The organism is Ruegeria sp. ABV4_181, assembly GCF_056158465.1.
Genome location: NZ_JBSWTI010000002.1, coordinates 105,032 through 127,771 on the forward strand (window position 1 = coordinate 105,032; position 22,740 = coordinate 127,771).

General features: G+C 58.8%; 26 protein-coding genes. 13 read left to right on the plus strand and 13 right to left on the minus strand.

Going from position 1 to position 22,740, the window contains the following annotated elements:
• Positions 1-32 precede the first annotated feature (32 nt).
• Together ACXAC3_RS00495 and ACXAC3_RS00500 are read left to right on the plus strand one after the other, a co-directional pair.
• Positions 33-551, plus strand: a complete 519-nt coding sequence (locus ACXAC3_RS00495; protein ID WP_475154203.1) for a hypothetical protein — start codon at positions 33-35, stop codon at positions 549-551.
• A 313-nt stretch (positions 552-864) separates the two neighbouring features.
• Positions 865-1,185: a TM2 domain-containing protein gene (locus ACXAC3_RS00500; protein WP_475154210.1), complete on the plus strand. Its 321-nt coding sequence runs from the start codon at positions 865-867 to the stop codon at positions 1,183-1,185.
• A gap of 158 nt (positions 1,186-1,343) precedes the next feature.
• Here the strand turns inward: ACXAC3_RS00500 and ACXAC3_RS00505 are convergent, their stop codons facing one another.
• A complete protein-coding gene (locus tag ACXAC3_RS00505) occupies positions 1,344-1,703 on the minus strand; it encodes an excalibur calcium-binding domain-containing protein (RefSeq protein ID WP_475154216.1) in 360 nt (119 codons plus the stop codon).
• 209 nt (positions 1,704-1,912) lie between these two features.
• Between ACXAC3_RS00505 and ACXAC3_RS00510 the strand changes: the two genes are divergently transcribed.
• A complete protein-coding gene (locus ACXAC3_RS00510; RefSeq protein ID WP_475154221.1) occupies positions 1,913-2,416 on the plus strand; it encodes a HugZ family pyridoxamine 5'-phosphate oxidase in 504 nt (167 codons plus the stop codon).
• On the opposite strand, the gene ACXAC3_RS00515 is transcribed toward ACXAC3_RS00510, so the two are convergent.
• Complete coding sequence (locus ACXAC3_RS00515; RefSeq protein WP_475154226.1) at positions 2,401-2,808, minus strand: universal stress protein; 408 nt, start codon at positions 2,806-2,808, stop codon at positions 2,401-2,403. The genes ACXAC3_RS00510 and ACXAC3_RS00515 overlap by 16 nt on opposite strands.
• Positions 2,809-2,873: 65 nt before the next feature.
• Positions 2,874-3,200, minus strand: a complete 327-nt coding sequence (locus tag ACXAC3_RS00520) for an antibiotic biosynthesis monooxygenase family protein (protein ID WP_475154232.1) — start codon at positions 3,198-3,200, stop codon at positions 2,874-2,876.
• Between the two features lie 143 nt (positions 3,201-3,343).
• Here ACXAC3_RS00520 and ACXAC3_RS00525 point away from each other — a divergent pair, with 143 nt between their 5' ends.
• Complete coding sequence (locus ACXAC3_RS00525) at positions 3,344-4,006, plus strand: hypothetical protein (RefSeq protein ID WP_475154239.1); 663 nt, start codon at positions 3,344-3,346, stop codon at positions 4,004-4,006.
• Positions 4,007-4,024: 18 nt separating this feature from the next.
• Here the strand turns inward: ACXAC3_RS00525 and ACXAC3_RS00530 are convergent, their stop codons facing one another.
• The 5 genes from ACXAC3_RS00530 to phhA all read right to left on the minus strand — a co-directional run bounded on the left by ACXAC3_RS00530 (position 4,025) and on the right by phhA (position 9,759).
• On the minus strand, positions 4,025-6,313 hold the full coding sequence (locus ACXAC3_RS00530; RefSeq protein WP_475154244.1) for a glycosyl hydrolase family 28-related protein: 2,289 nt from the start codon (positions 6,311-6,313) through the stop codon (positions 4,025-4,027).
• A gap of 137 nt (positions 6,314-6,450) precedes the next feature.
• A complete protein-coding gene (locus tag ACXAC3_RS00535) occupies positions 6,451-6,852 on the minus strand; it encodes a DUF4864 domain-containing protein (protein ID WP_475154249.1) in 402 nt (133 codons plus the stop codon).
• 48 nt (positions 6,853-6,900) lie between these two features.
• Positions 6,901-8,475 carry a lysine--tRNA ligase gene (locus ACXAC3_RS00540; RefSeq protein ID WP_475154254.1) on the minus strand — a complete coding sequence of 525 codons (1,575 nt, stop codon included), beginning with the start codon at positions 8,473-8,475 and terminating at the stop codon, positions 6,901-6,903.
• Between the two features lie 122 nt (positions 8,476-8,597).
• Entirely contained in the window at positions 8,598-8,951 is a 354-nt protein-coding gene (locus ACXAC3_RS00545; RefSeq protein ID WP_475154258.1) for a 4a-hydroxytetrahydrobiopterin dehydratase, read from the minus strand.
• A gap of 7 nt (positions 8,952-8,958) precedes the next feature.
• Positions 8,959-9,759 carry a phenylalanine 4-monooxygenase gene (gene phhA, locus ACXAC3_RS00550; protein WP_475154263.1) on the minus strand — a complete coding sequence of 267 codons (801 nt, stop codon included), beginning with the start codon at positions 9,757-9,759 and terminating at the stop codon, positions 8,959-8,961.
• A gap of 110 nt (positions 9,760-9,869) precedes the next feature.
• On the opposite strand from phhA, the gene ACXAC3_RS00555 reads away from it, so the two are divergent.
• Both ACXAC3_RS00555 and ACXAC3_RS00560 read left to right on the plus strand, forming a co-directional pair.
• Positions 9,870-10,337 carry an Lrp/AsnC family transcriptional regulator gene (locus ACXAC3_RS00555; RefSeq protein WP_475154268.1) on the plus strand — a complete coding sequence of 156 codons (468 nt, stop codon included), beginning with the start codon at positions 9,870-9,872 and terminating at the stop codon, positions 10,335-10,337.
• A gap of 83 nt (positions 10,338-10,420) precedes the next feature.
• Positions 10,421-10,843, plus strand: coding sequence for a tellurite resistance TerB family protein (locus ACXAC3_RS00560; protein ID WP_475154275.1), 423 nt, complete (start codon positions 10,421-10,423; stop codon positions 10,841-10,843).
• A 2-nt stretch (positions 10,844-10,845) separates the two neighbouring features.
• Here ACXAC3_RS00560 and dacB read toward each other — a convergent pair whose 3' ends face one another.
• From dacB to ACXAC3_RS00575, 3 genes are all read right to left on the minus strand, one after another.
• Complete coding sequence (dacB, locus tag ACXAC3_RS00565; RefSeq protein ID WP_475154279.1) at positions 10,846-12,324, minus strand: D-alanyl-D-alanine carboxypeptidase/D-alanyl-D-alanine endopeptidase; 1,479 nt, start codon at positions 12,322-12,324, stop codon at positions 10,846-10,848.
• A 66-nt stretch (positions 12,325-12,390) separates the two neighbouring features.
• Positions 12,391-13,011: a nicotinate-nucleotide adenylyltransferase gene (locus ACXAC3_RS00570; RefSeq protein WP_475154281.1), complete on the minus strand. Its 621-nt coding sequence runs from the start codon at positions 13,009-13,011 to the stop codon at positions 12,391-12,393.
• 32 nt (positions 13,012-13,043) lie between these two features.
• Positions 13,044-13,514 (minus strand): MOSC domain-containing protein, encoded by a 471-nt coding sequence (locus ACXAC3_RS00575; protein ID WP_475154286.1) that lies wholly within the window; start codon positions 13,512-13,514, stop codon positions 13,044-13,046.
• 139 nt (positions 13,515-13,653) lie between these two features.
• Here ACXAC3_RS00575 and ettA point away from each other — a divergent pair, with 139 nt between their 5' ends.
• From ettA to ACXAC3_RS00600, 5 genes are all read left to right on the plus strand, one after another.
• Positions 13,654-15,321 (plus strand): energy-dependent translational throttle protein EttA, encoded by a 1,668-nt coding sequence (gene ettA, locus ACXAC3_RS00580; protein ID WP_475154289.1) that lies wholly within the window; start codon positions 13,654-13,656, stop codon positions 15,319-15,321.
• Positions 15,318-16,064, plus strand: coding sequence for a hypothetical protein (locus ACXAC3_RS00585; protein ID WP_475154296.1), 747 nt, complete (start codon positions 15,318-15,320; stop codon positions 16,062-16,064). The genes ettA and ACXAC3_RS00585 overlap by 4 nt, the downstream gene beginning before the upstream one ends.
• A gap of 138 nt (positions 16,065-16,202) precedes the next feature.
• A complete protein-coding gene (locus ACXAC3_RS00590) occupies positions 16,203-17,171 on the plus strand; it encodes a sulfotransferase domain-containing protein (protein WP_475154301.1) in 969 nt (322 codons plus the stop codon).
• Between the two features lie 220 nt (positions 17,172-17,391).
• Entirely contained in the window at positions 17,392-17,598 is a 207-nt protein-coding gene (locus ACXAC3_RS00595; RefSeq protein WP_475154304.1) for a cold-shock protein, read from the plus strand.
• Positions 17,599-17,786: 188 nt separating this feature from the next.
• Positions 17,787-18,347, plus strand: coding sequence for a L,D-transpeptidase (locus ACXAC3_RS00600; protein ID WP_475154308.1), 561 nt, complete (start codon positions 17,787-17,789; stop codon positions 18,345-18,347).
• On the opposite strand, the gene ACXAC3_RS00605 is transcribed toward ACXAC3_RS00600, so the two are convergent.
• Positions 18,348-19,007: an arylesterase gene (locus tag ACXAC3_RS00605; RefSeq protein WP_475154310.1), complete on the minus strand. Its 660-nt coding sequence runs from the start codon at positions 19,005-19,007 to the stop codon at positions 18,348-18,350.
• A 26-nt stretch (positions 19,008-19,033) separates the two neighbouring features.
• Here ACXAC3_RS00605 and ACXAC3_RS00610 point away from each other — a divergent pair, with 26 nt between their 5' ends.
• On the plus strand, positions 19,034-19,729 hold the full coding sequence (locus ACXAC3_RS00610; protein ID WP_475154313.1) for an ABC transporter ATP-binding protein: 696 nt from the start codon (positions 19,034-19,036) through the stop codon (positions 19,727-19,729).
• Positions 19,726-22,254 carry an ABC transporter permease gene (locus ACXAC3_RS00615; RefSeq protein WP_475154315.1) on the plus strand — a complete coding sequence of 843 codons (2,529 nt, stop codon included), beginning with the start codon at positions 19,726-19,728 and terminating at the stop codon, positions 22,252-22,254. Before ACXAC3_RS00610 ends, ACXAC3_RS00615 begins: the two co-directional genes overlap by 4 nt.
• Here ACXAC3_RS00615 and ACXAC3_RS00620 read toward each other — a convergent pair.
• Positions 22,251-22,703 (minus strand): RrF2 family transcriptional regulator, encoded by a 453-nt coding sequence (locus tag ACXAC3_RS00620; protein ID WP_475154318.1) that lies wholly within the window; start codon positions 22,701-22,703, stop codon positions 22,251-22,253. The two genes, ACXAC3_RS00615 and ACXAC3_RS00620, sit on opposite strands and share 4 nt — an antisense overlap.
• Positions 22,704-22,740 lie beyond the last annotated feature (37 nt).

Sequence of the window (22,740 nt, forward strand, 5' to 3'; positions counted from 1 at the left end):
TCCCGTCAGAATTTTTGAAGGAGTTCATTGGCTTGCCCGTTTTCATACTCATTCTGACCGCGATTGGCGGGGCCGTCTGGTGGTGGATACGCAACAATCCCCGGGAAGCGATTAATACTGCTCACGACATGGCAACAACATTGAAAAACGCGCCCCGAAAGCTGGCGTTTCGCAGTGTGGCCAATGCCCATCCGGTCGAAGGGATCGATGACGAACGGATCGCAATCTGCGCCATTGCCCAATCCTTCATCGAGCTTGACGATCTGCCGACGTCCGAACAACGACAGCGCCTGCACGTTCTTCTGCGCACAAAACTGCGCTGTTCCGAAGAGGAAGCGACCGAGATGGAAGTTCTGGGGCGCTGGCTGATGACGCAGTGCAAAGGGCCCGGTGATGCGGTTCCGCGACTGGGCCGCCGGCTCAGAAAGATCAATGGTGGGCAGTCCTGGGGCACGCTGCAGGACATGCTGATGCCGCTGGCCGGAGAACGTCTTTCCCGGGCGCAGGTCGACGCCATTGACGACCTGAAGGTTGCCCTGAAGGTCAGGTGAACGCGCAGACAGATCGGACTGCCACTAACTTTGCGAAAGGTGTCCCGCGTCGCCCGGGTTGATCTGGCATCGCCAGCGAGACAAATCGATCGAAGCCTTCTGCACCGAAGATTAAGTCTCATTTCTTAACATGTTGTGAACATTTTTTTGCCTCTATCTTCCGTAGTTCTGTCACAGCGAACTGGCGCGACAGATACGAGGTGGGGACAATGCGGGGCTTCAATCAAGCTTTTCGCGGATTGCGTCGCCTTGGACCGTTACCAGCACACAAGAACGCGCAGAAAAAGCGCAGTAAGACTAGAAGGGACATACATTGACGCTTTCAACGGACAAGCAACAGCTTATCGAACAGCGAATTGCCAACGATTCAAAGAACATCTTTGTGGCTTACCTGCTGTGGTTCTGCTTTGGGATGCTCGGCGCCCATCGCTTTTACCTCGGCGAAAACAAGTCCGGGATCATAATGCTGGTTCTGACGATCCTGGGTGTTTTGACCGCGATTGTGCTGGTGGGATATTTCCTCCTGCTGGGCGTCGCCATCTGGATGCTGGTTGATGCGTTCCTGATTCCGGGGAAAATTTCGAACCAAAAAGACACTCTGCGTCAGAAACTGACCGCAGAGATGAGCGCCTGACAACGCCGGCCATCGCCTGTTCTGGGCGAACTAACGGCTAAACTCTTGTTTTGGGGCGGCATGATCCGCCCCTGACATTTCTGCCCCCGCCGGCGTCACAAATGGCGGGTCCAGCCACCAAACCCCTCAATCGAACAGCACACACGTCCGCGTATCAATCAGGGTCGCACGAATTTGGCGTTCCCGATCGACCGCGTTTTCGGCTGTTCGACCTGTTGTACCGCGGTTGTTTCAATGGGCGCGGATACAAGTGTTCCACACGCAATACCGTCCCCGTCAGGATCGTTGGTTAGGTGGTATCCGGGCTCTCCGGCCAGGAACGGCCCCGAAACAACGGATTCCGCGGCCGTGCATCCGGCCAGGGCAATCAGATGCAGCACGGCTTCTTCACGCTCGAATTCTGAAGTGCGAAGATAGACGCTTACGGCAATGCCCAGCGTCGTCAGCGGCAGCATCAGGACCATGATCAGAATCCGTACCGGCGACAATGCCCGTTTACGCAGGGCTTCGGCGCGCATGCGGCGACCGGCAGCGCCGGAAGGAACTGAATTGAGTTTGGGCAGGAGGTTCCTGAACGACATGCACACCGGATACGTCAGATTTGTGGCAAAACCGAGACTGGCGGTCAGGCAATCTACGCGGTTTGCGCGGCGATCTGCCCCCCTCGCAGCGGAATGGCGATGAGGCTATTGTCAGAAACGCCTGAACCAGAACGCACAGGAATAGCATGAGCAAAGCCGACCCCTATCGTTCCGCCGAGGACCCTGCGCGCGAAATGGCACGCTGCTTGATCGAAGGGGCCACCCATGGCGCTCTGGCCGTGCTGCGCCCGGGCTGTGGATTGCCGTCGGTGACCCGGATCGCTCTGGCCACGGATCAGGTCGGGCAGATGATCTCGCTGGTGTCGTCGCTGTCGGATCACACCCGCGCTTTACAGGCTGACCCGGCCTGCGCGTTGTTGATCGGCGAGCCGAAAGAAACCGGCGATCCGCTGACGCATCCGCGCCTGACGCTTCATGCGCAGGCCGAGTTTGTAGACCGTGACACCGACGATCACAACGCGCTGCGCACCCGCTACCTGGCGCTGCGCCCGAAGTCCCGGCTGTATATCGACTTTGCCGATTTCAGCTTTGTTCGTTTTGAGGTTGCAGACGCCTTGCTGAACGGCGGGTTCGGCAAGGCGTGGCGGCTATCTCCGGCCGATCTGGCACCAGATCAGCGCACCACGTGAACCGCGCAGGCGGCGTGGCGGACGACGTGGTTCGCGGTCGATCCCAGAAGCAGATCCTGCATTCCCGGCCGGTGCGATGCCATGATGATCAGGTCCGGCTTATGCTCATCCGCCCAATCCAGAATCGTGCGCCCTGAATGCCCCTCGACTACCACGCCCATTGCATTGGGCAATTTCGCGGCCAGATCATCCAGTTCCTTTTGGATCGCCTTGCGGGCTTCGGACAGGTATTCCGGCGGCATGTACGAGATCGCATAGTTCGGAATGTGCTCGACCACATGTAACAGCGTCACTTTCGCGTCCGGAGTGGCCAGTATCCCGGCCAGTTTCAGCGGACCGGAAATGTCCCGTTCAGCATCAAACGATATGGGTACAAGAATATTGTGATACATGGCGCGCACCTCTGTTTTCCTTTGATCAGCTTGCGATGCGCCGGGCTCCAAGGCTTTGATCTAGGTCAGGAACTTCCAAAGGTTTCGGCCACGTCATACATCACCGGCTCAAAGCTTTTGCATAGCTCGTTGATCTTGCGGTTGCGGTCGCGCATTTCCGGCGTGCGCAGCATGGCCAGAAAATCCTCGCGACGTTCCCATTGAGAATAATTGGCGATCCGGGTCTGCGCATCGTTCACGTGCAGCCCCGCAGAAACAAACCCCGGTTGTTTCGAGATAAACTCGCCATAGGCATCGGTCAGCGCCTCAAGCAGATCATGGCAGGTGCCTGGCGTCATTTCGAATGTGGTGATGACAGTCTGGACGCTTGCGGTCTTGGAAATCTTCGGCATCTGGATTCTCCCTTAACTTACACAAGCCTAACACAGGATTTGGAAAGGTCGTGTGTTTCCTTTGGTACCCGGACCGAGGCGGCGTTGTCTGAAATGATTAAAATACTAACCATCCGTTAACCATGCTGGCGGATGCTGCGCGCATGTACCGGGTCTTCATGCTTTTGGTTCTATTGCTATCCGCCGCGCCGGCCTGGTCCGGGGCGTGGCTGCGGGACAAGGACGCCGCGTTTTCAGCAGCGTCCGTGACGGCATTCCGCGATTCCGACGGCAGTTATGACTACAAATCTTCCCTTTACGGAGAGTGGGGATACCGACCCAATCTGACGGTTGGATTCGATTTCGAAGAGAATCGCGATTTGTACGGCCACGCGCTGCTGTTTGCCCGGGTGCCTCTTGCGGATTATGGCGATTGGGGGCGTTTTGCCGCCGAATTCGGGGCTGGCGCCCATCACCGGCAAAGACGCGCCTGGGCGATGTACCGCGTAACCTTATCCTATGGCAAAGGGCTTCGGACCGGATGGGGCGATGGCTGGATCGCTATCGACGGCGCGCTGGAGTTTCGGACCCATGACGCCGTTTTTCGAAAGCTGGACATTACCGCAGGTCTGTCCGCGCAGCGGTTGCTGAACCCGCTTTTGCAGATCGAAACATCCTATACGCCGGGAAAGGCGCTTTTCTGGCGAGCGCGGCCATCGGTCATGATCCGAACCCCGAAAAGCACGACAACTTGGGTGCTGGGTCTTGAACGCAACGATGCCCGCAGTGACACGGGCATCAAGGTCGCGATCTGGAGCGAGTTTTGATCCGCTATGGAACCGCGATCAGCGTTCCATCCGGATAAGTGCGGACACCTCTCCGCGAACGGCTTCGGGCCAGCGCAGACGGATCGCGTTGCCAATCGAGCCCTGCTCCAGTTCGACGTAAGGGGCCGCGTAGGCCAAGGTACCCAATGTATTCCTCAGCGGTCCGAGAACGGTTGTCGCATCGCAACTGCGGGCCTTTCCACCAAAGGGCAGCCGCCCCTGCGTGGCAATGGTCCAGGCCTGGGCCGCCGAACTCTGACTGTGCCGAAGCCGCAACGGGTTCGCAACCTTGGTGGATACGCCGTGGAACGTGTTGTTTTCGAAGGTCACGTTCAGATGGCGGCTATTGTCCAGATCGGCAAAGCTGGTGTCCACCCGCTCGGCCCGGGTGATGCTGCCGTTGGTCGAGCGGAACTTGTTCCCGGTGACGATCACGCCATTCAGGAAATGCCCTACCCCATGCGGACGAATGACGATACAGCTGAACCAGGGCGCGACCTCGCTGGAATAAAAGATGTTGTCGGTAATGCTCATGGCGCTAAAGGAAAAGCCGGCCGTGTATTTCGGGTTGGCGTCCCGCTCATTTGTCCACTCGACAAAGCAGTTGTCGACATAGTTCTCCGCGATGGTTGAACTGTTATAGGTGCCGATCATGATCAGGCCGGCACTGCGGATACCCTGCGCAATGCTGTCACCCTGGAAAAAGTGGTTGCCCAGTACCATGTTGTTGGTCCCGCCCAGAACCGCAAAGTGCAGAAATCGAACGGCCCGGTTGTGGCGCAGCTTGATGTCGTTGGCCGTGGCGTTCAGTGCGATCGAAACCCGGTCCGAGACATTGAAGGATTCCTCGCTCGACAGGAACTGGCAATTGTCGATCAGCATGCCCTGACACCCGGTCCCGATTGAGGTTATCCCCCGATCCTTGGGTCTGCTGATAAAGCAGTTCGTTACCGCAAAGGTGCTGCCCGAAGGGGCAAGCCTGATCGCGCTGCACCGGCCGTTGCACTGGAATTCGATCTCTTCCATACCAAATTTGCGCAGGGTGCTGAAGCCGCTGAAATCCAGCAGGTACTTGAAGGAAACAAAGTCGAACACCTGCGTCCCCGCAGCGTCGTAGATCGGCGCGTTCAGCGTGATCTCACCCGCGCCTTCGTTTTTCGAACGGACGTAGATCTCGCGCCCTACGCCACTACCCTGCACAAGCGCACCAACCGGGATATTGGCCACATTTGCCACGTTAACCAGGCGCGTGGGGTCGGACGTGTTGTAGGTCGCCGTGGATGTCACCGTGTCCGTGTCCCAGGCCGCGCTGCTTTGCACGTCGAACTGCCCGTTGCGAATGACACGGCGCGTGGAAAATCCGGTTTGCTTGTTCGGCACCGCAGCCGCCATGTCAATTGGTTCGCTGACCGAAATCTTGCGCCCGCCCAGATCCAGTGATTCATGATCCGAATTGTTCAGCAGCGCCTGAAACGCCTTCTTGAAGGCCAGCGATTCGTCACCAAAGGCCGAAATATAGGCTGGCAGATCGAAATTCTTGCTCAGGATCAGCATCTTGTCATCGGGCATCGTCACCGTGCCCTCGAATTCGATCTCGGACGACATCGTGATGTTCTGCGACAGCAAATAGGTCCCCTCGGGCACAAAAACGCGCCGACCGTTCGCGGCCTGGTCCGCGGCCTGAAACGCTGCCGAGTTGTCAACGACTTCGTCGCCGACCGCACCGAAATCGCGCACATCGACCAGGCTGATCAGATCGCGCAGGAACACCCCCGTAACGTCGGTAATCTCAATATCGTCGACCCGGATGACAGCCCCGTTCGCTCCGTCGATATCCATACCGAAATGCCCGTAGAGCGCCTCGACCCCCCAAGGCATATCAACACCATCGCGCTGGCCGGTGCCAACGATTGCGGTGATCTCATGCACGGTTCCGTAACCGGAAAGTTGCGTGGCCGGACCTTGCGCGGCAACACCCGTCACCTGCACGTCGCCGGCACCGCCGGCCCAGCCGGCGATCCGCACCTCGGGCAGCGGTCCGCTGATCGCCTTGACCCGCGCCCTGATCTGCAAATAGCAGCCCGGCAAAAGCGGCGTCTGCCCCATGTAACGCAATTGCTGCGTGGCATTGACCTTCAGGATCTCAAGACAGCCGGCAAAATCCGCATCCGCCGGGACAAACGCCCCTGTGCCCGAACCGTCATATGTCGGTGAGCCGGGCGTTCCGTCGCCGCTCGACCAAACGTTCAGTCCATTTGCGAAAGCAGGCGGCATGAACACGATACCGTCGGTGATTGCCTTGTTCATAGAAATCCCTTTCCCAATCGCGCCGCAGCCGGTCACCACGGGCATAAACTCAGTGTCCGGGGTCGCCCCGAACGCAAAAGCCTGAGTATCGAAAAGGGATTAATTGCCGCTCATATCACCGTAACGGTGGTGTTGCGTCAGGCCGAAGGATCCGAATTGCGCAGCAATTGCACACCGTTGATCTTCCAGTCGTTTTCCAGCTGAACCATTTCATAGTCAAGAATATGCACGCGCCCGTCGCCATCGACGATCATCACCTTCTGCCAAAGCGACCCGGCCATCTCGCGCAGTTCAAGAAACCGCACATCCGCCGGGCGCCAGACCATAGGATAGCCATTGCGAACCATGGCACCGAAATTCTCGGGATTGCGGAACAGACGCTGGATATTCGGGCTGGCAAAAGTAAAGGCGGTGGCAAAGTCATCTGCCTTGAAGGCCTGTATCTGTGCGGTGATATTGGCCTCGATCTCGGAATTCTGGGCAAAGGCGCCCGTAACCAGACCGGCACTGAACAACACAGCTAACAAAATTCGACGCATGGGGCCACCTCCTGCCGAAAGAGTAGCCCCACACGGTACCAGGTCAAATCAGGCCAGTTCGCCAGCCAGCGCCTTGTCGATCAAGGCGATCGTTTCCGGCACACCGTAAAGCGCAATGAACCCGCCGAAACGGGGCCCCTGCGACGCGCCCAGCAACACTTCGTAAAGGGCGGTGAACCAGCCGCGCATCGGGTCGAACCGTTCACGCCCGATGGAATAGACCACCGATTGCAGCGCCTCGTCCTCGATCGGGCCGTCATAAGCCTCAAGCGCGGTTTTGAGCGCCTCAAGCGCTTCGCGTTCCTGATCGGTCGGGGCGCGGTGCTGACGTGTCGGTTTGACGAAGTCGTTGAAGTAACGAACAGCAAACCCGGCCGCATCGTCCAGATCGGGATGCGTTTCGGCGGTCGCCTCAGGTGCATAGCGGCGGATAAAGCCCCACAGCGCCTCTTTGTCCTCGGCCCCGGAAACAGAGGCCAGGTTCAGCAGCATCGCGAACGGCACCATCAACGTGGATTCAGGAACGTCTCCACCGTGGATATGCCAGACCGGATTGTTCAGCTGTGCCTTCAACTCCTGCCCCGGATAGGCCCGAAGCTGCTGGTGATATTCGTCCACCGCCTTGGGGATCACATCGAAATACAAACGCTTGGCTGTTTTCGGTTTCTGATACATGAAATACGAAAGGCTCTCGGGCGCGGCGTAGGTCAGCCACTCCTCCATCGACAGGCCATTGCCTTTGGACTTGGAAATCTTCTGGCCCTGCTCGTCGTTGAACAGCTCATAGCTCAGCGCCTCGGGTGGCTGCTTGCCCAGCGCCCGGCAGATTTTCGACGATTGCGTGACCGAGTTGATCAGGTCCTTGCCCGACATCTCGTAATCGACGCCCAGCGCGGCCCAGCGCATCGCCCAGTCCGGTTTCCACTGCATTTTGACGTTGCCGCCCGTGACCGGGATCTCAACCTTCTCGCCATCCGGTTCCTGATAGACGATCGTGCCCTTCTCGACATTGCGTTCCAGCGTCGGCACCTGCAGCACATGCCCGGTTTTCGGGCTGATCGGCAGGAAACAGGAATAAGTCTCACGCCGCTCGGGCCCGAGGGTCGGCAGCATGATCTCCTGAATCTTTTCGAACCGCTCCAGCGCGGTCAGCAGCATCTCGTCAAACCGCCCACTGTTATAGTAGTCAGTGGCCGAGGCGAATTCATATTCGAACCCAAAACTGTCCAGAAACTCGCACAGCATCGCATTGTTGTGCTGCGCAAAGCCTTCATGCGTCCCGAACGGGTCGCGCACTTTGGTCAGTGGCAGGTGCAGATCCTCTTTCAGCTCTTCCTGCATCGGCACGTTGGTCGGCACCTTGCGGAACCCGTCCATGTCATCCGAGAAACAGATCAGCTTGGTAGGGATGTCACTGATCTGTTCGAACGCGTGGCGCACCATCGAGGTTCGCGCGACCTCGCCGAACGTCCCGATATGCGGCAGGCCCGACGGGCCATAGCCGGTCTGAAACAGAACATATCCCTTTTCCGGAGCAGCCTTCTGATAGCGTTTGAGCAACCGGCGCGCCTCTTCAAAAGGCCAGGCCTTGGACGTCATAGCGGTGTCACGCAGTTCAGACATTTGAGTTAAGCTCCATCGGGAAAAACAGCGCCGGCCGCCCCATGCAACCGACCGGCCCCTCCTATTGTGCCGGTGCAGCATGAGTCAATAAAGCGCGTTGTTTTTCCTGACGGGAAACGGGTTCAGCCGGTCAACTGATCCAGCTTGGCCGCCCAAATAAAGTCATTCTCGCTGAGCCCGCCAATTTCGTGCGTGGTCAGCTTTACATCCACATACCCCCACCCGAAGGAAACGTCAGGGTGATGCCCTTGCTGGTCGGCCAGCCAGGCACAGAGATTTGCAAGATATGTCGCCTTGGCAAACCCCTTGAATTTGTAATGCCGGTGCAGCGTTTTTGCGTCTGCGTCCAGTTCCCAGTCGGATGCGAGCTCGGCCATATGGGTATCAGCCTCGTCTCGGGTCAGGGCCGGGACACCGCCGGAACAGGGCACGCAGGTCCGGTCCGACAGGCTGCAGGTTTCTCCTGATAAGGTCATAATCCAATCACTCCGCCGCGGTTGCTTTTTCCGGGAACTTGTTCGGCAGCAGCCCAAGGGACTGTGCACGGCGCACATCCGCCAGCAGGTCACGCTCGGCAGCGGCAAAAAGTTCCTCTGGATCATTTAGCACGAAATAACCCATCTGGTGCATATCGATCCGGTAGGGCGTGCGCAGGATGGTCATGATATCGAACGGATCGCGGTCGGGGATGTCACTTTCAACCGCGTACACCAGTTCCGTTGGCGAGGATGCCAGCCCGGACCCCAGCGCCTTGATCTCGCCGTCCTGACGGCGCAACCCGAATTCGATCGAGAACCAATAAAGCCGGATCAGCCAGGCATAGTCCTTGTCCCCCGCCTGCACGCCTGCCTTTCCGATGGCATGGCTGAAGGCGGCAAAACGCGGATCGCTCAGCAACGGGGTGTGGCCGAAAATCTCATGAAAGATATCGGGCTCTTCGATATAGTCGAAATCCTCGCGCGACCGGATAAAGGACGCGGCCGGAAACACCCGGTCCGCCAGCATGCCGAAGAAGGTCTTGAACCCGATCAGCGCGGGCACCGGCTGAACCCGCCATCCGGTCATGTCCAACAGCCGTTCCGAGATATCAGCGCAGGACGGCACGGTTGTTTTCGGAAGGTCCAGCCTTTCCAACCCGGCAAGATAGTCGCGCGCCATATAGCGTTGCACGTTGTCCTTCTGTGCAGCATAGAGATCGGCCCAGACCGCATCCTCCTCCGGCGTATAGGTGATATGGCCGCGTTCATCGGCCACCTTGGCGACGTATTTGCTGGATTTTGGCATCAGGTTTTCCTCCGTGAGGATTATTTTACCCTTAAACTCCGGTTATTTTGGTTTGGATTGCCGTTAAATTCGGCGTATTTTGGCAAACATAAGTCGCAGGATCATCTTTTATGAAACAAACGCTTCAACCCGCCGATATCGCCATTCTGCAGGCGCTTCAGTCCGACGGGCGCCTGTCGATGCAGGACCTTGCCGACAAAACCGGCCTGTCAGCTTCGCAATGCTGGCGGCGCGTCCGGGATCTCGAAGCCGTCGGGGTAATCTCGGGCTATACCGCTCAGGTCCGGGCCAAGGCGGTCGGGCTTGACGCGATTGCCTATGTCCACGTCGCGTTGCGCGATCATCAGGAAGACAGCATCACCTCGTTCCTGCGGCTGATCGAGACCGAGCCACAGATCGTCGAGTGCGCTTCGATCACTGGTGACCATGATTTCATTCTGAAGGTTTACGCCAGAACTCCGGAAGAGCTTGAGCATTTCATAATGCAGCGGCTTCTGAAATCCGGCCTGGTGCGCGACACACGCAGCAATTTCGTGCTGCGTCAGACAAAAACGCGGGGACCGCTGCCCATTCTTTAGGGACACGGGGACCAAAATCCGTTGAACCTGCGCTTCCGCCCTCCTATCGTGCGCGCTCAGAACAGCCCAATCAGGACGACACCATGACCGAACAAGTACCTCACCCGATGTCCCCACAGGATTGCCTTGTTGCGATCATGGTTGCGGTCTCAGCCTCGGATGAAACCATCCGCACGGCCGAACTGGTCAAGATCGAGGGCGCGGTCAACATGCTGCCGGTTTTTGCCGCATATGACATCGACCGCACGCGGCGAGTGTCGCAGACCGTGTTTGATCTGTTCGAACAAGAGGATGGCCTGGATGCGCTGTTCGGCCTGATCCGGGACAACTTGCCGGAGCGCCTGAATGAAACCGCCTATGCGCTGGCCTGCGATGTCGCGGCCGCAGACGGATCGCTTGCGGAAACCGAACTGCGTCTGCTGGAAGAAATCCGGTACGAACTGAACATCGACCGCCTGCATGCCGCTGCAATCGAACGGGGCGCGCGGGCGCGCCACACGACCTGAGGTCAGCTGCCGGCCAGCATCCCCCAGCGTTCAATCAACGCGCGCTGCAGTTTGCGCGACCTGCTGTTCCAACTGCGCGCGCCTTCTGGACGCTCACGATGCGCGCGCGGAATTGTGGCGCGGTGATCGACATCGGCGGTGAAAATGGCAAAGGCCAGCTCTGATCCATCCGGTGTGGTTATGAAACCGCCCAGACCCGAAACAAAGTTCAGAGTGCCCGTTTTGGCTTTCACTTTGATCGGGTGATCCTTTACGGGGCGGCCCTTGCTGTCGACAAGGTTGAACTGTTTCAGTAACGGTCGCAAAGCGCCGGACTTATTCGCCGCCACCAGCGCCGTAACCAGATCCCCGGGCATCATGCGCGACGCGTCGCCAAGACCCGAATGGTCCACCATCGCAATTCCCTGCACACCATAAGTCTCGGTTGCCCAGCGGTTCATTTCAGCTGCGGAATCAGCGAGGTTTTGCACAGGCGCGCCGCGTGCCTTGGACGCCGCCATCCCAACCATTTCCGCTGTGACGTTGGTTGAATATTTCAGCATTCCGCGCAAAATGCGGTCCAGCGGGTCGCTTTGGTGCACGACCAGTTCGGCGCCCCGCGGGGTTTGTCGCGTAATCTGAACGCGCCCCAGCACGATCCCGTTCGACCGGGCCAATGTGCGAAATACGTCGCCCGCATATAGCGCGGGCTTGCGAACCGGCAACCACCGCGCGCCGCCATTGCCCAATGCCCCCTTGGCCACAGTCCAGCGATCCTGCCTGGCGCTTGGCTGATAGGTGTAAATCGGCAGCTTGCGGCTTTCGATCCGCATCGACGCCATATCCACAGCTGGCGTATAGCGCGCGCTGCGTGCATCAAGCGAAACGGCATAGTTGGCGGCTGCGCGCTTCCACTCAAAATGCACGCGGTTGAAATTCAGTGATATTCCACTGATGGCCGGGCTGTATCCAAGATGATCCGGCTGTCCGGGATCAATACTGAAAACATAGGGAAGCGCCCCGTCATAAACCTTGAAGGCACCGCGAACCTCGGTGATGCCCGCTTCGCGCAGGTTGGCGGCCATCGTGGCCAGAGCATCGGTATCCAACAGCGGGTCGCCACCTCCGGCAAGGATCAGGTCACCCTTCAGAATACCGTTTTCAACCGGGCCGTCAGCCAGCAAGGCGGTCCGGAACCGATACTCTGGTCCCAGAGCATCCAGCGCGTAAAGGGCCGTCAGCGCCTTGGCGACACTGGCCGGGGGCAAGCCCTGCCCATCGCCGTAAGTCTCCAACCGCAGGCCGGTGTCGACATCCGCCACCGCAAACGCAACCTCACCCGGCAAACGGGCGGCTTGTATCAGCCGTTCGGCTCCGCTTGGCAGTGGCCCGCGAAGCTGCGGGCGCAATGATTGCCACGGAGCATCGGCTACAGCTGGACCCGCAATAATCGAGGCCCCAAGCCCGGAAAGAAATAGACGTCGCGAAAAACGATCAACCATGGGTCAATTAAAATCCCAGAGATCACAGCCAAACAACCACTGAATGCGATTATGCGCCCATGGGGGCTATTCAGGCAACACTCTGTCGTTCCATTCGCCGCGCGTCCGGATCGCGGTCGAGCTGACATCAACCATCGGCACGTTGACAAAACACCAGGCCGGAGCCTGCGCCCGCCCCAGCAGATGACGGGCCTGCCCGTCAATGCGATACCTCGCGTAGATACGTGCTGCGGGCGACATGCGGGCGGATATCCTGTCGCCGGGACGCGCGACGACACCCACCGGTACGCGATCCATGATCAAACGCCAGTCTTTCCACAGGTGGAATTGGGCCAGATTGTCCGCCCCCATCAACCACACGAAATTGACCCTGGGATAAAGTCGTTGCAGCGCAACCAGAGTGTCCGCCGTCGCCCGCGTTCCAGTCAGCGTTTCGATACCCGTTACCTCAACACGTGGATGGCGCATGACGGTTCTTGCCGCCTCAATCCGCCGATGCAGCGGCGCGGGGCCGCGTTGTTTCAACGGATTGCCCGGGGAAACCAGCCACCATACCCGATCCAGCCCGAACGCCTTCATCGCCTCACGCGTCACATGCACATGACCCTGATGCGGGGGGTCAAAGGACCCGCCGAACAGCCCGATGACCTGCCCCGGCCTTGCAAATGATATGGCGCTTCGCAACATCCTTTGCTGTTGTTCAGAACTGCGGCGCGTTGTCAATCAACAGGTTGCACCTCGTCGCCCAGCCGAACCTGACCGGGTTGCACCACCTCGGCGCACCAACCGCCATGCCCCCGCACCGCAGAATAGCCGCCCCGGCCCAGCACCTCTTCCATCCGGCTGCACGGCGCGCAGATGATCGTAAGACGCAGAACGGCACCTCCAACGCGAACCTCACGCCCTTTGAGTGCGGCAAGATTGATCCCCGAAACGACCAGATTGCGCCGCAACAACTCGGGCGTCACGGACCCAAGCCCCATAAAGGATGCAATGGCCGCCAGATGCTCCTGCTGAATCAAAGTTACCGCCCGCTTGCCGGCGCGACTGCGATCACCGGCCAGCCCGGCATCGGTGACGTCGGCCTTATCCAGAACGATCATCTCTGACCGTCGCGCCGGTCGCGTGCCGATCCACGCCAGACGGCCGGGCTTGGCCCAACCTGCAATCAACTGCGCCAGTTCAGACAAACCATGCCTCTTGTAAAATGATTGCAGTCTAGCGCGGAAAGACCGCACCGAAAGTTCACAAAACCACCAGCTTGCCCCGCCCGCCCCGCTTGGATATCAAGCGTCCCAACCCGAATTCCCCCGAGCCAAAGGACACGACATGGCCGCCTATCAATATGTCTACCACATGCAGGGTGTCTCCAAGACCTATCCCGGTGGCAAAAAGTGTTTTGAAAACATCCACCTGAGCTTTCTGCCCGGCGTGAAAATCGGTGTCGTCGGCGTCAATGGCGCGGGTAAATCGACGCTGATGAAGATCATGGCGGGTCTCGACAAGGACTTCACGGGTGAGGCCTGGGCCGCCGAGGGCGCCAAGGTCGGATACCTGCCGCAGGAACCGAAGCTGGATGAATCGCTCACCGTCCGCGAAAACGTCATGCTGGGCGTGGCCGCGAAAAAGGCCAAGGTCGACCGTTTCAACGAGATCGCCATGGAGATCGCCGAGAACTACTCGGACGAGCTGATGGAGGAAATGACCACCCTGCAGGACGCGATCGACGCCGAGAACCTCTGGGACCTCGACAGCCAGATCGACGTCTCGATGGAGGCGCTGCGCTGCCCGCCCGACGATGCCAACATCGCCAACCTCTCGGGTGGTGAGAAACGCCGTGTGGCGCTCTGCAAACTGCTGCTCGAAGCGCCCGACATGCTGCTTTTGGACGAACCGACCAACCACCTGGACGCCGAGACAATCGCCTGGCTGCAACAGCACCTTATCGACTATAAGGGCACCATCCTGATCGTCACCCACGACCGCTACTTCCTGGATGACATCACCGGCTGGATCCTCGAACTCGACCGAGGCCGCGGCATTCCCTACGAGGGCAACTATTCCGCATGGCTGGAGCAAAAAGCCAAACGGCTGGAGCAGGAAGCCCGCGAGGACAAGTCTAAGCAGAAAACCCTTCAACGCGAGTTGGAATGGATGCGTCAGGGCCAGAAGGCTCGTCAGGCCAAATCCAAGGCCCGGATCAACGCCTATAACGAGCTGGCCGAGCAGTCCGAGCGCGAAAAGCTGACCCGTGCCCAGATCGTCATCCCCAACGGTCAGCGCCTAGGCGGCAAGGTGATCGAGGTCGAGGGCCTGTCGAAACACATGGGCGACAAGCAACTGATCGAAGGGCTGGACTTTGCCCTGCCCCCCGGCGGCATCGTCGGCGTCATCGGCCCCAACGGTGCCGGTAAATCGACGCTCTTCAAGATGCTAACCGGTCAGGAACAGCCCGACAGCGGCACCATCACGCTGGGCGACACGGTCGAGCTGTCCTATGTCGACCAGTCCCGCGACGACCTGAAAGACAACGACACCGTGTGGGAGGCGATCACCGGCGGCGCTGAAATCATCCAACTGGGCGACGCACAGGTCAATTCCCGTGCCTATTGCTCGTCCTTCAACTTCAAGGGCGGCGACCAGCAAAAGAAAGTCTCGCTGTTGTCAGGGGGTGAGCGCAACCGCGTCCACATGGCCCGCCTGCTGAAAGAGGGCGGCAACGTCCTGCTGCTCGACGAACCAACCAACGACCTTGACGTTGAAACCCTACGCGCACTGGAAGACGCGCTGGTCGATTTCGCCGGCTGCGCCGTGGTCATCTCCCACGACCGCTTCTTCCTTGACCGCATCTGCACGCATATATTGGCCTTCGAGGGTGATGCACATGTAGAATGGTTCGAGGGCAATTTCGAGGACTACGAAGAGGACAAAAAACGCCGACTTGGCCCCGACGCCCTTGAACCGAAGCGGTTAAAGCATAAGAAGTTTGCACGATGACCAGCCTGTTAAAATCGCGAACTGAAAAATGGGTACGCAGCGCGCGAAAGACCCTTGCACCGGTTCGTGCACGATTTCGGCGAAAGTTCAATCCGGATCGTTGTGTGATTGTGGCCAGCAATGGCCGCTCCGGCAGCACGATGACGTACACAACCCTCTTGAATGCGCTACGCAGAATTGACCCCAATGCGGCGGATAAGGCTAAGTTTGTCGCGAGATTGAAGGATGCGGAATTCCAATCACCCTTTCTGTACAAGACACACGACTTCCCTCAACATCTGTCCGCATGGCCCAACGATACCCGCGTTGTGTTCTGTTTTGGTCCAACAAAAGACTCCACATTTTCGGTGTACTCAGCAAAAGAGCGCTATGGTGAAGACTGGATAGAACAGCATTTCTATCACCTGCACGCGACCGGCACATATAGCGAACTGTTCGAACGGGATGTACTGCAACAGGCACGGCAGATCAGAGAATGGACCACTTTTCAGGACGTCCCTGTCCTATGTGTTCATTATGATGCACTTTGGGATCATCAAGCAACGATCTCTAGATTTACTGGCCTAAAGTTTTTGCCACCTGCGCGGCGAGACCGGGCAGCCAAGGACATTCCTGCCGAATTCAAAGAAGCGGCAAGCCGTGTTTATGATCCAATCGACGAAGTTGTCGCAATGCTACCAAAGTGTTTCATGGCTTCTTCAAAATACAAAAAGATTGTTGAGAAATTACCTGTCACGACCTAACCGGCCCAAGGCGACAGCTTGCCGCCTGATTCTGTTCGCCTGGCAAGTTCTCTGCTATCCTCAGACCAGCGTTCACATAATGGAAACGGGACTATTAACACGGACCTCCCAGCAGCCCAAAAAAAGACTGAACCAAACATGAAAAAAATTCGTAAGTTTATTCGACCTTCCCGCCGTCAGGATACGCTCGTGGAAACCGCCGAGGTCGCTGTGCAAGCTGAACCAGCAGGAAACGATGAAGATGCTTCGGCTGCTATTCCTGATGAACGGAATAGCGGCGAACCCGCGCCCCAAGTGTTTGAGCCCTTTGCCGCTGCAAAACAGCGTGTACGAGAGGCCCGTGAACGTTCGGGCGGGCGTCGGTCAGCCCTGTTCTTTACGACCCACAAATGCGCCTCGACTTTTGTTACTGCCCTGCTGGATGAACTGGACGCGCAGAGCCCGTACACGAACATGAACTACGAAGGTGCCTATTGGGAACTCGGCGACGAAGTAGATTATACCGGACTGCCGGTCGAGCATTTCCTGAGCCGAAACTACGATGCCCTGCTGCATCAGCACGGCGAAATTTATGGTCCGCTTAGAAAGCCATTCGACTTCCCTGGCCGAGAGAATTTCAAACACATTTTTTTCTTCCGGGACCCTCGCGATGTTCTTGTCTCAATGTTTTTCTCATATGCCTACACGCATCCAGAGCCCAAACACGCCGCTGCACGCGAAAAATTTCTGAAAAGGCGCGAAAGAATGCGGTCAAACGGAATAGATTCCTTTGTTCTGCACACCGCAAAGGAAAACATACTTCCCCGTTTTGTTGGTTACAGCAAACTCGTACAGAATTTGAACAACCCGCTTGTCCTGAAATACGATGAATTTTCGAGTGAGACTGAGGCTTTTCTAAAAAGGATCGCACACTACCTGGAGATCGAACTCAGCCCCGAAAGCCTTGCCAAACTTACCGAGTTTGCCAGCCCTGTTCGCGACGGGGCGCCGGAATTGTCTCATAAGCGATCCGGCAGAAGCGGTCAGTGGAAGCATGAGCTAAGACCTAAAACGGCAGACAAGCTAAACGAAATGCTCAAGCCCGCCTTGGAAGATTGGGGGTTCTGAGATCAGGTGAATGTAAAATGGGTTGAGCGGAAACAAGCTTTTGACGAGGAATCCGTCCGCTACACTCTTGCCACAATGCCTGACCAATGCCATATGCGATGCGCTTACGTTTTTCTATTTCGACCTGCTGTCTCCTTCACCGGCGCTCAGTCTCTCGATCCGGACGACGACGCCAGGCTGCCGCAACCCCGTGGGCAGCACCAATTAGGAGACAACGGATATGCCCGCAGGCACCGTAAAATGGTTCAACACCACCAAAGGCTACGGCTTTATCGCACCCGAAGATGGCGGCAAAGACATCTTCGTACATATCTCGGCCGTTGAACGGTCGGGCCTCACCGGCCTGGCCGACAACCAGAAAGTCACGTACGAGCTGCGCTCGGGTCGTGACGGCCGCGAAAGCGCCGACAACATCCAGCTTTCCTAAGCTGTTGAAAGGGTGGAGGTTCCTCCACCCTTTTTTGTTGAGACACGTTATTGCCCGCCATAGTGCGCGCGGCAGTGTGTCCCGTTGATTACATCACATTTGGGTTACTTTTCTCGGGTGATTGACCAGATCGGTTATCATTCCGACATTATGGTTATGATTTTTCTGTTGTATTGAAGAGACCCACAATGCTCACACGCCGAACATTCCTGTCAGCAACCGCAGCAGCGAGCCTGGTGCCCGGCGTTGCTATGGCCAAGAAGAAAGCTGTCGAATACGATCCCACGCCACAATTCGTCCGGATCAAAAAGCAGTTTCTGCCCGGTCAGTTGCTTGTGGTACCGAGATCTTTTTATCTGTATTTCGTGACCGAGCCGCGCAAGGCGATCCGCTATGGCTGCGGTGTCGGAAAGGCCGGGCTGGAATTCACCGGCACCGCCACGATCGACGTCAAGAAAGAATGGCCCACCTGGCGCCCCACCGACGAAATGATCGAGCGGGAACCCGTCACCTATGCCCGGTTCAAGGACAACGACTATGTCCAGCCCGGCGGCGACGACAACCCGCTGGGTGCGCGCGCACTCTATCTGTTTCAAAACGGTGTCGACACGTATTTCCGCATTCATGGCACCACTCAGCCGCAAACCATCGGGCACGCGGCATCAAACGGCTGTATCCGGATGCTGAATTCCCATGTCATCGACCTTTATGAACGGGTGCCGATCGGAACGGTTGTTACCGTTGTGTGATCACTGCCCCGCAGCCTCTACCAGGTTCAGAACATAAGGGCCCAGATCCTGAACGATCAGGGCCACGCCTTGCGCGTTCGGGTGAATACCGTCCGGTTGCATATATTGACGGGCCGCATCCGGATCATCCCCTACCGCCAGCCCTGAGAAAAAGCTGGGGGCGTATTCCGTCTCGTACTGCCGCGCCAAATCCGGATACATCGCGTCAAAGGCCTTTTTGTATCCCGCCCCGTAATTCCCGGGTGCCTGCATTCCGACCAGCAGGACTTTGACGTCCGAAGCCCGCGCGGCCCGGATGATCGCGTCGAGGTTCGCGCGCGACACAGCCGGATCAATGCCGCGCAGCAGGTCGTTCCCACCCAGCGCGACGATCAGCCCGTCAATATCCGGTGTCAGGGTCCAGTCAATCCGGGCCGCCCCGCCCGCAGTGGTGTCGCCCGACACCCCGGCATTGATCAAACGCACCTCCGCCCCGTTTTCAGCCAGCCAGCGGCCCATCTGGGGGACGAATCCATCCTGTTCCGGCAATCCATATCCCTGCGTCAGCGAATCCCCCAGTGCCGCGATCACAACCTGCTCGGCTGTGGCCGCAAAGCCGCAGAACACGAACGGCACCGCCAGCCAAGACTTGCGCAAGACCTGAACTGCTCCATATCCCAAATGACCGCTCCTGCTTGGATAGACCTATGACAACACCCGTTCTTGCACTCCAAAATGCCGCTTTGTCGCTGGATGGCAATGCCGGTCGCGTGATTATCCTGCATGACATCAACCTGAATGTCGCAAAAGGTGAAACGCTGGGGCTTGTGGGGCCGTCGGGGTCCGGCAAATCTTCGCTGCTGATGTTGATGGGCGGCTTGGAACAGGCGACAGGTGGCAGGATCACGGCCCTTGGCCACGACCTGACCGACATGGACGAAGACGCGCTTGCCCGTTTCAGACGCAATGCGATGGGGGTGGTGTTTCAGAACTTTCACCTGATTCCCACCATGACCGCGCTGGAAAATGTTGCCACCCCGCTGGAACTGGCCGAGCACGGGGACGCGTTTGAACGCGCCCGTACGGAACTGGAGTCCGTGGGTCTTTCACATCGTCAGGATCACTATCCCGCGCAATTGTCCGGCGGCGAACAGCAGCGGGTGGCGCTGGCCCGCGCCTCGGCCCCAAGGCCGCAGATCCTGCTGGCGGATGAGCCGACCGGAAATCTGGACGAAACCAACGGAGCCGCCATTGTCGATCTGCTGTTCGGCCTCCGCGACAGGCATGGCGCGACACTGGTTCTGGTGACCCACAGCCACCGCCTGGCCCAGCGATGTGATCGGGTGGTCCGGTTGCGGGACGGGCGGATTTCGGATGACACCCAACAAGAGGCGGCGGAATGAGCCTGCGTCTGGCCGGGCGGCTGGCCCGCCGGGAATTGCGGGGCGGTTTGCGCGGCTTTCACGTTCTGCTTGCCTGCCTTGCACTGGGCGTTGCAGCCATCACCGCTGTCGGAACGGTTCGCACCGCGATCCAATCCGGGCTGACGCAAGAAGGGGCGTCTCTGCTGGGTGGCGACGCGCAGTTGGAATTTACCTACCGTTTCGCCACCGCAGAGGAACGCGAATGGATGGAAGACACCGCCGAGGACGTCTCCGAAGTGGTCGATTTCCGCTCGATGGCGGTTGCCCTCAAGGATGGACAGCCCGAACGCGCACTGACACAGGTGAAATCCGTCGATGACACCTATCCCTTGCTGGGAACGGTCGAACTGAGCCCCGAACAACCGCTTTCCACTGCTTTGGACGGGGCGCAGGGTCTGCCGGGCGCGGTAATGGACCCCACCTTGATAGACCGGCTGGACCTTTCGGTCGGCGACCGCTTTTCCCTTGGGGAACAAGAGTTTGTGCTGATCGCAGCGCTGATTCACGAACCGGACGGGGCCGCAGACGGTTTCGGGCTGGGTCCGCGAACTCTGGTCCGGACCAACGATCTCCAGGGTTCCGGCCTGTTGGCGCCGGGAACGTTGTTTTCCACCAAGTACCGTCTGGATCTTGCCCCGGGTGCCGATCTGCAAAGATTGTCATCCGAGGCGGAACAGAGTTTTGACGGCACTGGCATGCGCTGGACTGACGCCCGTAACGGCGCGCCCGGTATAGCCGAGTTTGTCACCCGTCTCAGTGCCTTTCTTGTCCTGGTTGGGCTGTCTGGTCTGGCGGTCGGGGGTATTGGCGTGTCGGCAGCGGTCCGTGCCTATCTGTCGCAGAAAACCGAAACCATCGCCACGTTGCGGACTCTGGGTGCGGACAGGGCGACGATTTTTCAGACCTATCTGATTCAGATCGGCATTCTGTCGGCAACAGGCATCCTTATCGGGCTCACCCTTGGCGGATTCTTGCCCCTGTTGCTGGCCCCGCTGATCGAAGCACAACTGCCCGTACCGGCAGTCTTTACGCTATACACCCGTCCTTTGGCCGAAGCCGCCATTTACGGCGTTCTCACCGCGTTTCTGTTCACGCTCTGGCCCCTCGCCCGGACCGAAGAGGTTCGCGCAGCGACCCTGTTCCGCGACGCGCTGACATCCGCACGGGCCGTTCCAAGAGGCATCTATGTTGCCGCGACGGCCCTTGGGTTGACCTTGCTGGTCGCCGCGGCGGCGTGGTTCAGCGGCTCGACCCGGCTGACGCTGTGGACCAGTGGCGGGTTGGCCGGGGCATTGCTGTTGCTGTCCCTTTCGGCATTTGCCGTCCGCCGGCTGGCCCGCGCAATCGCGCCGTCAACGCGTGGGCGTCCTGCGCTGCGATGGGCGGTGTCGGCCATTTCCGATCCAAAGGAAGGCGCAGCTTCGGTGGTGTTGTCTCTGGGGCTGGGGCTTTCGATTCTGGCGGCGGTCGGTCAGATCGACGGAACCTTACGCAACGCGATTTCCGGGAACCTGCCCGATGTCGCCCCGTCCTATTTCTTCGTCGATATTCAGAAGGACCAGATGCCCGGCTTCACCGAAAGGCTTGAATCCGACCCGGCAGTCAGCCGGATCGAGAGCGCACCGATGCTGCGCGGCATCATCACCCGGATAAACGGTCAGCCGGCGCGGGACGTGGCCGGCGATCATTGGGTTATGGACGGGGATCGCGGCGTTACCTATTCCGCCCTGCCCCCGGACAATGCCCGCATCACGGCAGGTGCGTGGTGGTCCGAAGACTACACCGGCACACCACAGGTCAGCTTCGCCGCGGAAGAGGCGGAGGAAATGGGCCTGAAGCTTGGCGATGAGCTGACCGTGAACATTCTGGGGCGCGATATCACCGCCGAACTCACATCCCTGCGCGAGGTCGACTTTTCGACTGCCGGGATGGGGTTCATCATGTCGATGAACCCGTCCGCTCTGGCCGGTGCCCCGCACAGTTTCATCGCAACCGTCTATGCCGAAGAACAGGCCGAGGCGGCAATTCTGCGGGACCTTGCGGGCCGGTTTCCGAACATAACCGCGATCCGGGTGCGGGACGCGATTGACAGGGTATCCGGATTGCTGGCCGGTCTGGCGGCAGCAACAACTTATGGTGCGGGTGTTTCCCTGCTGACCGGGTTTCTTGTTCTGATCGGTGCCGCCGCCGCAGGTGAGCCTGCGCGCCGGTACGAAGCGTCGATCCTGAAAACGCTGGGGGCGGACAGGCGGCGAATATTGCTCAGCTTCGCGCTGCGCGCGATCCTTCTGGGTGCCGCGGCCGGATGCGTGGCGCTACTGACCGGTATTCTGGGCGGATGGGCCGTGGCCACTTATATCTTCGACACGCGGTTTGCGATCATCTGGCCCTCGGCCCTTGGCATCGTTCTGGCCGGTATCCTGGTGACACTGGGTGCCGGACTGCTGTTCGCACTGCGCCCGCTGGCCGTTCGGCCGGCCCGCATTCTGCGTGCAAGCGACTAGGCCGAGCGTGTGCAGGCGACCGGTTGCAGAATTCGCAAAAGCTGATCGTTGTCGCAGACCAGAGCATCCAGCGTGATTTCGTCCAGCGAGGCATAGAACACTTCGGCTGCGTCCCGCAGCGCCAGCCGCAGACGGCAGGCATCCGTCAGCGGGCAGGTGTTATCCGCATCCGCAAAGCACTCGGCTATGGGCAAATTGCCCTCGACATGCCGGAAAACCGACCCGATGCGGATCTGATCGGCGGGCCGCGCCAATGTCATACCGCCGTTGCGACCCCGTTGGGTGCTGAGATAGCTCAACTGGCTCAGTTGGTTGATCACCTGAGCCAGATGGTTTTCCGAAATGTTGCACACATCGGCTATCTCGGATTTCGTCACCAGCCGATCCTGATGCGCGGCGCAATACATCAGCAACCGCACCGCAATATTTGTCCGTTTGGTAATCCTCATCGAGACCTCCCAAATTTCAAGATGCGACCTTATTGCA

Coding starts and splice junctions, on each gene's coding strand:
- ACXAC3_RS00540 (WP_475154254.1), bottom strand. CDS start 8,475: ATGTCTGAACTGCGTGACACCGCTATGACGTCCAAGGCCTGGCCTTTT.
- ACXAC3_RS00590 (WP_475154301.1), top strand. CDS start 16,203: ATGAAAAAAATTCGTAAGTTTATTCGACCTTCCCGCCGTCAGGATACG.
- ACXAC3_RS00545 (WP_475154258.1), bottom strand. CDS start 8,951: ATGACCTTATCAGGAGAAACCTGCAGCCTGTCGGACCGGACCTGCGTG.
- ACXAC3_RS00520 (WP_475154232.1), bottom strand. CDS start 3,200: ATGCCGAAGATTTCCAAGACCGCAAGCGTCCAGACTGTCATCACCACA.
- ACXAC3_RS00570 (WP_475154281.1), bottom strand. CDS start 13,011: ATGTTGCGAAGCGCCATATCATTTGCAAGGCCGGGGCAGGTCATCGGG.
- ettA (WP_475154289.1), top strand. CDS start 13,654: ATGGCCGCCTATCAATATGTCTACCACATGCAGGGTGTCTCCAAGACC.
- ACXAC3_RS00525 (WP_475154239.1), top strand. CDS start 3,344: ATGTACCGGGTCTTCATGCTTTTGGTTCTATTGCTATCCGCCGCGCCG.
- ACXAC3_RS00560 (WP_475154275.1), top strand. CDS start 10,421: ATGACCGAACAAGTACCTCACCCGATGTCCCCACAGGATTGCCTTGTT.
- ACXAC3_RS00620 (WP_475154318.1), bottom strand. CDS start 22,703: ATGAGGATTACCAAACGGACAAATATTGCGGTGCGGTTGCTGATGTAT.
- phhA (WP_475154263.1), bottom strand. CDS start 9,759: ATGCCAAAATCCAGCAAATACGTCGCCAAGGTGGCCGATGAACGCGGC.
- ACXAC3_RS00610 (WP_475154313.1), top strand. CDS start 19,034: ATGACAACACCCGTTCTTGCACTCCAAAATGCCGCTTTGTCGCTGGAT.
- ACXAC3_RS00585 (WP_475154296.1), top strand. CDS start 15,318: ATGACCAGCCTGTTAAAATCGCGAACTGAAAAATGGGTACGCAGCGCG.
- ACXAC3_RS00595 (WP_475154304.1), top strand. CDS start 17,392: ATGCCCGCAGGCACCGTAAAATGGTTCAACACCACCAAAGGCTACGGC.
- ACXAC3_RS00615 (WP_475154315.1), top strand. CDS start 19,726: ATGAGCCTGCGTCTGGCCGGGCGGCTGGCCCGCCGGGAATTGCGGGGC.
- ACXAC3_RS00535 (WP_475154249.1), bottom strand. CDS start 6,852: ATGCGTCGAATTTTGTTAGCTGTGTTGTTCAGTGCCGGTCTGGTTACG.
- ACXAC3_RS00530 (WP_475154244.1), bottom strand. CDS start 6,313: ATGAACAAGGCAATCACCGACGGTATCGTGTTCATGCCGCCTGCTTTC.
- ACXAC3_RS00555 (WP_475154268.1), top strand. CDS start 9,870: ATGAAACAAACGCTTCAACCCGCCGATATCGCCATTCTGCAGGCGCTT.
- ACXAC3_RS00600 (WP_475154308.1), top strand. CDS start 17,787: ATGCTCACACGCCGAACATTCCTGTCAGCAACCGCAGCAGCGAGCCTG.
- ACXAC3_RS00505 (WP_475154216.1), bottom strand. CDS start 1,703: ATGCGCGCCGAAGCCCTGCGTAAACGGGCATTGTCGCCGGTACGGATT.
- dacB (WP_475154279.1), bottom strand. CDS start 12,324: ATGGTTGATCGTTTTTCGCGACGTCTATTTCTTTCCGGGCTTGGGGCC.
- ACXAC3_RS00515 (WP_475154226.1), bottom strand. CDS start 2,808: ATGTATCACAATATTCTTGTACCCATATCGTTTGATGCTGAACGGGAC.
- ACXAC3_RS00510 (WP_475154221.1), top strand. CDS start 1,913: ATGAGCAAAGCCGACCCCTATCGTTCCGCCGAGGACCCTGCGCGCGAA.